This window comes from Klebsiella sp. NPDC088457 (assembly GCF_044900465.1).
GTDB lineage: Bacteria > Pseudomonadota > Gammaproteobacteria > Enterobacterales > Enterobacteriaceae > Klebsiella.
This window is the reverse complement of the sequence record NZ_JBJDNH010000014.1, coordinates 117,267-126,965: the sequence shown is the minus strand read 5'-3', so window position 1 is coordinate 126,965 and position 9,699 is coordinate 117,267. Positions and strand designations below refer to the sequence as shown.

Below are 9,699 nucleotides of genomic sequence, written 5' to 3'. Positions count from 1 at the left end.
GGGTTATCGCTGAAGCTAATCCTGAGTAAAACGGTGGATCAATATTAGACCGTCGGTGGAGATGTAAGTGGATCACTTTTTAACCGTCGTTGACAATTTACAGGAATGTCTGTCCGTGGCACGGGCAGAAGGAGCAGAACTCGGCGACGAAGTGCCGCAGGAGATCCTCGACAAGTTCCGGGCGGCTCCCGCAGACATGAGCACTTCCATCCTCACGGATCGAGAAGCAGGCCGACCGCTCGAATGGGATATCCGCAACGGTGTCATTGCGCGTCGCGGCCGGGTTCACAGCATTCCAACGCCTGTCAGCGACATCCTGGTGCCGCTTCTTGCGGCTGCTAGCGATGGCCCAGGTTGATCCCAGGCAGATGATCGCGCTATTACTTATCTTCTTCCTGGCCCTCGGTGCCGGCGTGCTCAGCGGTGTCGTCGGCACTGGTTCGTCGCTAATCATGCTCCCCGTCCTCGTCACCATGTACGGGCCAAGGATTGCAGTGCCTGTTATGGCGATTGCGTCTCTGTTCGGCAACATCGGACGGGTGATTGCCTGGTGGCACGAGATCCATTGGCGGCCGGTGTTTGCCTACTCCCTGGCGGGTGTTCCTGCGGCCATGCTCGGGGCGCACACGCTGTTGACGATCTCTCCTGCCACTGTGGATGTGTTTCTGGCAGCTTTCTTCCTTGCGATGATCCCGTTGCGCCGCCTCATCAGACGATCGAATCTCCACCTGAATCTCTGGCACATGAGTTTTGCCGGGGCGATTGTCGGGTTCCTGACCGGATTCGTGCTGTCCACCGGGCCTCTCAGCGTGCCGGTATTCACCGGGTACGGAATGAGTGGCGGCGTATTTCTCGGATCGGAGGCGGCAAGCGCTATCCTGCTCTACGCAGGCAAGCTTGGTACGTTCGGTGCATCGGGCGTACTTGCACCGGCCGTCATCACACGTGGACTTGCCATCGGCATCGCATTGTTCGCAGGTTCGATGATTGCGAAACGTCTCGTCCAGCGGCTCCAGATGCACGCGTTCGAGCTTCTCATTGATGCTGTTCTTGTCGCTGGGGCAGCAGGAATGCTCCTCGCTCTTAAATAAAATGGCAAGCCAGTGCTGACGGCGCTACCAGACCGCTTCTGCTGTCGGCAATCAAGGCGGGTCGACAAATCCCGTTCTCTGCGGAGGTGCAGAACGCCTACTTAGCCGGGTGGTTTTACTATATCATCCTCCAGTGCCAGGGACGGGTGGTTGCATCCTGCTTCGGTGGCAGTCCACACATTCGTGCGTACTCCCTACTGAACTGCGAAGGGCTCTCGTAGCCTGTTGCATACGCGGCGGATCCGACTTTCATCCGTTGGGCCGGGATCATGCGCCGCGCTTCCAGCAACCGAAGTTTCTTCTGATATTGAAGGGGGGTCATCGAAGTTACTGCTTTGAACTGGTGATGAAAGGCGGAAGGGCTCAGGCCAGGTTGGTAATCCGGAGCGGTTTGGCGAACTGTTCTCGCAGTTGGCCTATTCGTGAGTGTGATCTGGTCCCAGCGGTCATGGCGATAATCCTGCCAATAGAAAAGTCTATGTCTTGACGGCATCTTTTGGAGTTATCACAACATTTACAGCTGTAAAATATTTCGATGTAGTAAAAATCATCATTACAGACTTTTTCCTCCCTCACGAGGTCTTTTCTTTATCTGCACTCGTTTTAGCCGCAGGAAAAATGCTCTGCAATGGCGTTATAGTGGCCATGCTCGTGAGAGTGCCGTTGTCAGGGTGGGAGTGGCATCTTGATGAGATTACATGTTTGCAGGACTGTTAGCCTGAGTGGTGTCCTGTGTCAGGAAAATTTGTGCTGACTGCAACTCCTTTTGCTGCTCAAAATTATTCCACATATCAAACGTCACCGGTTTCTACGCGCAAAGGTGGATCGCATGTCACTATAATCTCTGCCATTTGGATTACTGGCCGTTGTTGCTGGCCTTGATTTAAAGGCGGCCAGACTAGCGCATGGTCTTGTGTGTGCAGTCCACAGGGTGGAACTCAATTAAGGACAGATCATGGAAGGACCTACTCTTTCCTACACACATCCAGATAATCCGATCACCACTGCATCATCGCTTTGCGAGCGTTAAGATGGGTGGCTTTATGGATATCAGCCGCCCGTACGCTGTTGCGCTTCTGGTGGCTCATCTGGCATACAACGGCATCCTGCGACCAACCCTCAGATTCCATTAATGCGCTTCAGGCCATCGCCTGGAATGATGGTTTCACGGGTGACGGGAATGGTCCGGATTTTGTTTCTGAAACCGATCTCGCGCCAGCGTGAGAAACGCAGCTCTCTGGAGCGAATAAACAAGTGCAGGGTGAGCAGTACCGCCAGCCGGGTTAGTTCCCGGCTTTGCTGATAACCTTCAATATGTCCCAGCAGCTCAGGCAGATGCTCCAGCGGCAGGGCTGGGGTAATCATGCTAATCGAAGAAAAAAAGGAAATTACCCTTGTATTACTCATTGTACTTAACTGACGCTCACCAACTCCTCCGGTTAAGGCGGATTTTGTCATCTAATCGGGCTTATGGGCGCACTCGCTCATTGTCTCCTTGGCTTTAAAGCATCACCTTATTATTCAGGTATTATCGGCATAGTATTACGTACTTTCTGGCGAGTACCCAGCGAGAAAACGCCATATACTTTTTCCTTCTTAACCAATGAGCCACTGATGCTCATTAACAGCACGCAGAGGGGAATTTTAATGCAACTGACCGGCAATACGATTCTGATCACGGGGGGAGGGTCCGGTATTGGTCGCGGGCTGGCCGAGGCGCTCCATGATGCGGGCAATGAGGTGATCATCGCCGGGCGGCGAAAAGAAGCGCTGGATGATACCGTCGCAGCAAACCCGGGCATGCATTCCATCGTACTTGATATCGACAGTCCTGAGTCAATCAGGGCGTGTGCCACATCGTTAAAAAGCGGTTGGCCCGGGTTAAATATTGTTTTACATAATGCGGGGATCATGCGTGCGGAAGATCTGAAAAGCGGCGATGTTTCGGTTGCGGAAGCCGAAATCACCACCAATCTTCTGGGGCCGATTCGCTTAACGGCTGAGCTGATTGAACACTTGCTGGCCCAACCCCATGCCGCCATCCTGACGGTCTCTTCCGGCTTAGCTTTTGTACCGATCGCCCCTACTCCGACGTACTGTGCAACGAAAGCGGCGATTCACTCCTGGACGCAGAGTCTGCGCTACCAGCTGCGTGATACTTCCGTACAGGTGACCGAACTTGTTCCTCCACTGGTACAAACAAAGCTGATGGGTGATAAGCATGCCAGCAATCCTGCCGGAATACCGCTGGCGGCGTTTATTGAGGAAACGATGAGTATCCTCAGCGTTCAGCCCGATATCGCGGAAGTGCTGGTTGAAAAAGTGAAGCCTCAGCGCTTTGCTGAACGCGGAGACTATGCGGCTTTTTATCAGGCGTTCAACGATCGCATCGTGTCGCAGTAAATGACTATTGCATCAGGCGCTGTGTTATTCGCCTGCATTTGATGACGAGATCGTATTTTTCCCCGGCCGCTGTTGGCGATGCTCGCGCGGAGAGCATCCCCACTCTTTTTTAAACGCCCGGCCAAACGCGCTATCGCTGTCGTACCCGGCGGACAGCGATATCTGCGTGATCGAATCGCGGGAGTGTCTGAGGCGCTCTCCTGCGAGCAACATTCGCCATCGGGAGAGGTATTTCATCGGCGTGGTGCCGACCTTCTGTTTAAATTGTTTGGTAAAAACGGTCCGGGACATGCCAACCCGATTTGCCAGTTCCTGCAGGGTCCAGGGGAAAGCGGGATCCTGGTGCATATAGTTAAGCGCGGCTTTGAGATGCGGATCGGAAAGGGCAAACATCCAGCCAACGCGTTCATCCCCTTCCTGCTGAAGCAATACCCTTAACGCCTGAACCAGCATGATTTGTACCAGCTGCTGCGCAATCAAATCACCACCCGGTTGGGGGAGGCGCAGCTCTTCACGCAGGCATTCCATGGCATTACGCATAACCTGTTGCCCAATACCCTCGGCGATCGGTATCAGCGGAGGCAGGGAATGCAGCAGGATATCGGCATGGGCGCTGCTGAAGGTAAAACGTCCGCCAAGAATAAACGCGCCGTCCCGTGGCGCCTGCATCGTCAGCGCAGAACCCGCCTCCTTGTCGGGCGGGATAAAAGGTTGCCGTGGGCTGCCGGGATCGGTCGCCAGACAGAAGGGGGCGCCGGAAGGCAGAAACACACAGTCGCCCGATTTTAGAAAGATGGCCTCCTGGCGCCCGGTGACAGAGACCCAGCAGTTTCCGTCAATAACAACGTAGCATTTGATGCCTGGATGTCGCCTGAATTCGAGGCCGGTTCCCGCCTGCAGGGGGAAACCGCCGGAGATATAAGCCTCCAGTTTGAGCAATGACAGAACTTCTGAAAGGGGATCCATAAAATACCGTACGATCTGCACAGAATGGTGTATTTATAGCAGAGACCGTACCGATATTCATCTTCTACACTGCCATTAAGGGTGAAATTGTTAATCTGAAACCGCTTAGCAGGAGAAAATTATGAATATTTTTTTAACGGGAGCCACCGGTTTTATTGGACTTGCGGTCACTGCAGAACTTAGCCGGGCCGGCCATCGGGTGACGGGCCTGGCTCGTTCAGATAAAAGTGAACAACTTCTGGCCCGCATTGGAGCAGAAACTCACCGGGGGGCGCTGGAAGATCTTCAGAGCCTGGCTGAGGGGGCGCAAAAGGCCGATGCAGTGATTCATTGTGCTTATGATCACTCTTTTAGCGATCCAGAGGAGACGGCGAAAAAAGAAACCCAGGCCATCGAAGCGCTGGGAAGCGGGCTACAGGGATCCTCTCGCCCCCTGATCATTACCTCCGTTGCCGCTATGGGTTGCGCCGCGCCGGGTCAACTGGCAACAGAAGATTTTTATGACCCCGCGACGCGCAACCCGCGCAAGTCAACTGAAGTTGCCGGAGCCCGCGTAGCAGAAAACGGCGTCAACGTTTCGATTGTCCGGCTCCCGCAGGTTCATAATGAATGTAAACAAGGGTTCGTCACTGAACTCATTGCGCTTGCGCGCGAGAAAGGGATATCCGCGTATGTGGGTGAGGGGACCAATCAGTGGGCCGCCGCTCATCTTCTTGATGTCGCTGCGCTTTACCGGCTGGTGGTGGAACAACAGCACTCCGGGCTGCGTTACCATGCGGTAGCGGAAGAAGGCATCCCTCTTCGTGATATCGCGCAAGCAATTAGCGTGGGTCTGGGTGTCCCGCTGGTCAGCCTCTCGTCTGAAGCCGCTAATGACCATTTTGGCTGGCTGGCGATGTTCGCGCAGATGGATATGCGGGCATCAGGTACGCAGACCCGACAGCGCGTCGGCTGGCATCCCTCCCATCCAGGGCTGCTTACGGATATTGCCCGGTATTTTTCGCTTTAGCCTGCCAAACCCTCCTGTAGCAAAAAAAGCCGCTTAAGTTTCCTTGAGCGGCTCTGCTGGACGGCGAGTCTGACTCTCCGTATGTTTAATGAGGTTTGATAAAGACTGACATCATTCTTTTCCAGGAGCAGGCGCACCCGGCGGTGGCCTGTCCCGGAGCAATCATTGGCCAGTCTGGCGTTGTCGGCGTCATTTTTCAGGAAAGTCGGTACTAACAGTCAGTTCCTTCCACTTTTCAAAATCTTTTTGCATGGCATCAAGTTTGGCCTGTATAAGTTGATAGGCATCTGTGCCAAGTGGAAGCCGTAACGGTGGCTGAGCAGCTTCCGTCGCCTTGATAATAGCCGTTGCTCCGCGTGAAGGATCGCCCGGCTGGGTTCCGGAGGAGGCGCGCAATTGCTCCCGGCGTTTTCCTGTCGTATTAACGTATTCGTCAATAATCGTACCGGATTCGATTATTGATCGACCGGCCCAGTCGGTCCGAAAACGTCCTGGTTCGACAATTGTCACATGGATACCCAGAGCGGCGACCTCCAGAGACAACGCTTCAGAGAATCCTTCCACAGCATACTTGGTTGCATTGTAATAACCGACCGCCGGGAAAGCCATCAGACCGCCGATGGAAGAAAAGTTAATGATGTGACCACTATGACGCCTCCGCATGCCCGTAAGTACATGCCGCGTCAGCGAGAATAATCCAAACACATTGGTTTCAAACTGACGCCGGATTTCAACATCTTCGCCTTCTTCAATCGCTGAGACGTAGCCATAGCCTGCATTATTGACCAGAATATCAATGTGGCCAAAATGTGCCTCTGCTTCTGCAACCGCTTTACGAATCATGTCCTCATTGGTGACATCCAGTGGCAGGATAAAAGCATTATCGGCATACTCCGCGAAACGGCTGTGAAGCGTTGAGATATTTCGAGCGGTAAGGACTGCCCGATCGCCTTTAGCGAGGACCTGGCGTGCCAGTTCATATCCAAATCCGGTCGAGCATCCTGTAATAAACCAAACCTTTCTTTCTGTCATATCGCTGACCTCTGCTGATGATGAAAAGCCACTGAACCTGATGGCGCGCAACCCGTTCAGGTTCTTATTTGGGTATTTTCTGCAAAAGGGGATCAATATATGTAACGGTGATAGAGAGAATATTCGTGCTTTTGGGGGGTATCTGCTACACACATACTGCCTTTTTTTTGCACGATCCTGTCAATTTTCTTATCATCACAGCCTCTCGGAGGACTCATGAATGCATGCGCCGGCGCAGGCTTTGAGGTTAACGTGATTTTTCATTGTGAAAGAGTAAACATCGCTCGCGGAAGCAGACCGGATATGATGATTCAGAAGACTGTGCCAATATAGGTCAGGTGGCTTCATTGGGAGCCAGGGTTAAACATTGAGATACGGGATTATTGATGAACAGGATCCTTCCGTCCTTGTGCGATATTATTGAACATCACTGTACGGATTCGCATCGGTTGACTGATATTTCAGGCCTTACTTTGTTCAGGATAGAAAATGCGACACGTCCACAGCATCTTATTTATCATCCAAGAATTGTCGTTATTGCTCAGGGAAGCAAGCATGTCCAGCTTGGACGCAGTTCATTTTGGCTTAATCCGAAGAAAATTTTAGTGGTGACTGTGGATGTTCCCGTAGCAACACAAATTTACATGGCAACAAATGGAATGCCACATCTTGCATTTACTCTCGATCTTGATCTATCTCTTCTTGCTGAGGTGTTGCAGGATGTTCCGGCTAAACCCATTAGCTCACGTTCGTTTCCGGGAATTGCGGCGACGACAACGACATTCAACTTGCTCGAACCATTCATGAGGCTGTTAAGACTTATCGACCAGCCGAACGATATTGAGTTTGTCGCCCCGTTGATTGTAAAAGAGATTTATTTTCGCCTGATACAAAGTAACCTGGGCGATGTCCTCACTCAGTTCTCTCTTAACAGGTCTCATGTATTACAAATACGTCAGGTGACAAACTGGATTAAGTTGCACTATGCAAATCCGATGAGTATTGAGACGTTAGCCAAGATGGCAAACATGAGCGTCAGTTCGTTTCACCGTCATTTTAAAAATCTCACATTGATGTCCCCCATTCAGTACCGTACTCAGATCCGTCTCCAGGAGGCCCGCCGAATACTCCTGTCGGAGGGCGAAAGAGCGGGCGCAGTCGGGGTGAGGGTGGGCTATGAGAGCCAGTCGCAATTCACCCGGGATTACAAGCGGATGTTCGGTGCTCCACCGGTGACGGATACCACACGGCTAATGACTAATCGAGTTCTCAACTCAACGGTGGCAGCGGAAGCCAACCTGAAACACAGTTTGCTAAAATGAAGACGAGCATACTGAAGATTCAGGTAATAAATTACTAAAGTTCAAGGAGGGTTACGCAGCTCTTATTAATTAAAAATTTTGCCTTATTCATTTTTACTGGTTATCTTCCCTGAGAGCTATTTTTTCAAAAAAAAGCAGAACCTTTACAGCAAGGAACTGCTTCACATCAATAGATTATCATGTAGATAATTTAGACAGCGTTATTACTCCAGGAGTAACTATACGGCGCTACATGACTTCTACGGTTTACCTCCAGATAATCCGACCACCATTGCATCATAGCTTTCCGGGCATACAGATGCTCTGCTTTATGGATATAAGCCGCACGTACTCCGTTGCGTTCCTGATGACTCATTTGTCGCTCTACAGCATCTTGTGGCCACAAGCCGGATTCCATCAGGGCACTACAGGCCATTGTCCGAAAGCCATGGCCGCAGATATCATTTTTCGTATCATACCCCATCAAACGCAGCGCTTTGTTGACTGTATTTTCACACATTGGTTTATACGGATTATGGTCACCGGGAAACACCAGCTCCTGGTGGCCGGAAATTGCTTTAATCTGCTCTAAAATGGCGATGGCCTGCCCGGACAACGGTACGATATGTGGCGTACGCATTTTTGCTCCCCGTCCGGAGTGGCGAACACCAGGAAGAGCCTCGCGGGTGGCGGGAATGGTCCAGATTCGGTTTCTGAAGTCAATCTCTGACCATCGGGCGAAACGCAGTTCACTGGAGCGGATAAACAGGTGAAGCGTCAGCAAAACGGCCAGACGGGTTAATTCCCGTCCCTGCTGATAGTCATCAATGCGCTCCAGCAGTTCCGGCAGACGCTCCAGTGGCAGGGCAGGGTAGTGGCGCGTAACGGGTGGGGCTGTCACGCCACCCAGATTCGCCGCCGGATTGTTTTCGATTAACCCCTGATGCACGGCATAGCGCATGACGTTACAGAGATGCTGCCTCGTGCGGGACGCGACTTCCAGCAGACCTTTCGCCTCGATATCTTTCAGCAGATCGATGAAATGACGGGGTTTCAGTTCTGTTACCGGCAGATGACCAATTACCGGAAAGATATGATTTCTCATGCTGGCAAGCAGGCGGTCTGCAGTATTCTGCGACCACTTCTTATTATTTTTATGCCAGCCCAGTGCCACGGTCTCAAAGACTTTTTCCGGCGAGCGAGCTGCCCTTTCGGCGATACGTTGTTGGGCAGGGTTAATATTCTGCGCCAGCAGCTTGCGGATACCGTCGCGCTGTTGTCGTGCGCCAGACAGGGAGACATCGGGATAAGCGCCTAAACCAAGGCGGGATTCTTTACCATTGATACGGTACTTGAGATACCAGAGACGTGAACCGCCTGGATTGACTAAAAGGTACAGGCCATGAGAATCGGAAACTTTGAAAGGTTTAGCGGATGGTTTTAAGCTGCGGATTTTAGTGTCGTTCAGAGACATTTGGGGGTCACTCCGTCATCGAACCAACTTGACCCCAAATCTGACCACCAAATTCTCCCGATGCGGAGGGAAAACTAAAAAAGCATCGGGAAGACTTTTCACGCTAACTTATTGAATCAAAATCATATAAGGATTCGCAGAGCGGCATGAAAACAAGAATTTGGCTCCTCTGACTGGACTCGAACCAGTGACATACGGATTAACAGTCCGCCGTTCTACCGACTGAACTACAGAGGAATCGTTGTGGAGTCGTATCTTAGCGGCGAAAAAATATTTGTCAAACATCAATTCGCCGACAGATGTTCAACTGCCGTTTCCATCAACAATTTGTTGCTATTACCGACAATTAATCAGGAAAAATGTTTTGCAGGATCGCCCATTCTCTATCATCATTTGAAATGTAGTTTCAACTTTTCTCACTAA

The 9,699-nt window shown here is 51.7% G+C and carries 9 protein-coding genes, 1 tRNA gene and 2 pseudogenes; 6 read left to right on the top strand and 6 right to left on the bottom strand.

What is annotated here, in order from left to right; translation table 11 throughout:
- Positions 1–97 precede the first annotated feature (97 nt).
- A pseudogene (locus ACI2JR_RS11465) lies at positions 98–358 on the top strand (ketopantoate reductase C-terminal domain-containing protein); the annotation flags it as partial.
- Positions 345–1,091 carry a sulfite exporter TauE/SafE family protein gene (locus tag ACI2JR_RS11460; RefSeq protein WP_462478590.1) on the top strand — a complete coding sequence of 249 codons (747 nt, stop codon included), beginning with the start codon at positions 345–347 and terminating at the stop codon, positions 1,089–1,091. The pseudogene ACI2JR_RS11465 and the gene ACI2JR_RS11460, both read left to right, overlap by 14 nt.
- 118 nt (positions 1,092–1,209) lie before the next feature.
- Here the strand turns inward: ACI2JR_RS11460 and ACI2JR_RS11455 are convergent, their stop codons facing one another.
- Together ACI2JR_RS11455 and ACI2JR_RS11450 are read right to left on the bottom strand one after the other, a co-directional pair.
- On the bottom strand, positions 1,210–1,584 hold the full coding sequence (locus ACI2JR_RS11455; protein WP_462478589.1) for a helix-turn-helix transcriptional regulator: 375 nt from the start codon (positions 1,582–1,584) through the stop codon (positions 1,210–1,212).
- A 505-nt stretch (positions 1,585–2,089) separates the two neighbouring features.
- Positions 2,090–2,447, bottom strand: a pseudogene (locus ACI2JR_RS11450) (integrase); the annotation flags it as partial.
- A 114-nt stretch (positions 2,448–2,561) separates the two neighbouring features.
- Here ACI2JR_RS11450 and ACI2JR_RS11445 point away from each other — a divergent pair.
- Positions 2,562–3,494 (top strand): SDR family oxidoreductase, encoded by a 933-nt coding sequence (locus ACI2JR_RS11445; RefSeq protein ID WP_462478588.1) that lies wholly within the window; start codon positions 2,562–2,564, stop codon positions 3,492–3,494.
- A gap of 24 nt (positions 3,495–3,518) precedes the next feature.
- On the opposite strand, the gene ACI2JR_RS11440 is transcribed toward ACI2JR_RS11445, so the two are convergent.
- The gene (locus ACI2JR_RS11440) at positions 3,519–4,460 is read right to left on the bottom strand and encodes an AraC family transcriptional regulator (RefSeq protein ID WP_462478587.1); all 942 of its coding nucleotides are present in this window, start codon (positions 4,458–4,460) and stop codon (positions 3,519–3,521) included.
- A gap of 121 nt (positions 4,461–4,581) precedes the next feature.
- Between ACI2JR_RS11440 and ACI2JR_RS11435 the strand changes: the two genes are divergently transcribed.
- On the top strand, positions 4,582–5,469 hold the full coding sequence (locus ACI2JR_RS11435) for an SDR family oxidoreductase (RefSeq protein WP_462478586.1): 888 nt from the start codon (positions 4,582–4,584) through the stop codon (positions 5,467–5,469).
- A gap of 189 nt (positions 5,470–5,658) precedes the next feature.
- Here ACI2JR_RS11435 and ACI2JR_RS11430 read toward each other — a convergent pair whose 3' ends face one another.
- Positions 5,659–6,501, bottom strand: a complete 843-nt coding sequence (locus ACI2JR_RS11430) for an oxidoreductase (protein WP_462478585.1) — start codon at positions 6,499–6,501, stop codon at positions 5,659–5,661.
- Positions 6,502–6,887: 386 nt separating this feature from the next.
- Between ACI2JR_RS11430 and ACI2JR_RS11425 the strand changes: the two genes are divergently transcribed.
- Positions 6,888–7,823 (top strand): AraC family transcriptional regulator N-terminal domain-containing protein, encoded by a 936-nt coding sequence (locus ACI2JR_RS11425; RefSeq protein WP_462478584.1) that lies wholly within the window; start codon positions 6,888–6,890, stop codon positions 7,821–7,823.
- Between the two features lie 190 nt (positions 7,824–8,013).
- Here the strand turns inward: ACI2JR_RS11425 and ACI2JR_RS11420 are convergent, their stop codons facing one another.
- Both ACI2JR_RS11420 and ACI2JR_RS11415 read right to left on the bottom strand, forming a co-directional pair.
- Positions 8,014–9,276 (bottom strand): tyrosine-type recombinase/integrase, encoded by a 1,263-nt coding sequence (locus tag ACI2JR_RS11420; RefSeq protein ID WP_462478583.1) that lies wholly within the window; start codon positions 9,274–9,276, stop codon positions 8,014–8,016.
- 161 nt (positions 9,277–9,437) lie between these two features.
- Positions 9,438–9,513: transfer RNA gene (locus ACI2JR_RS11415), tRNA-Asn, on the bottom strand.
- A gap of 6 nt (positions 9,514–9,519) precedes the next feature.
- Here ACI2JR_RS11415 and ACI2JR_RS11410 point away from each other — a divergent pair.
- A complete protein-coding gene (locus ACI2JR_RS11410; protein ID WP_462478582.1) occupies positions 9,520–9,699 on the top strand; it encodes a DUF5951 family protein in 180 nt (59 codons plus the stop codon).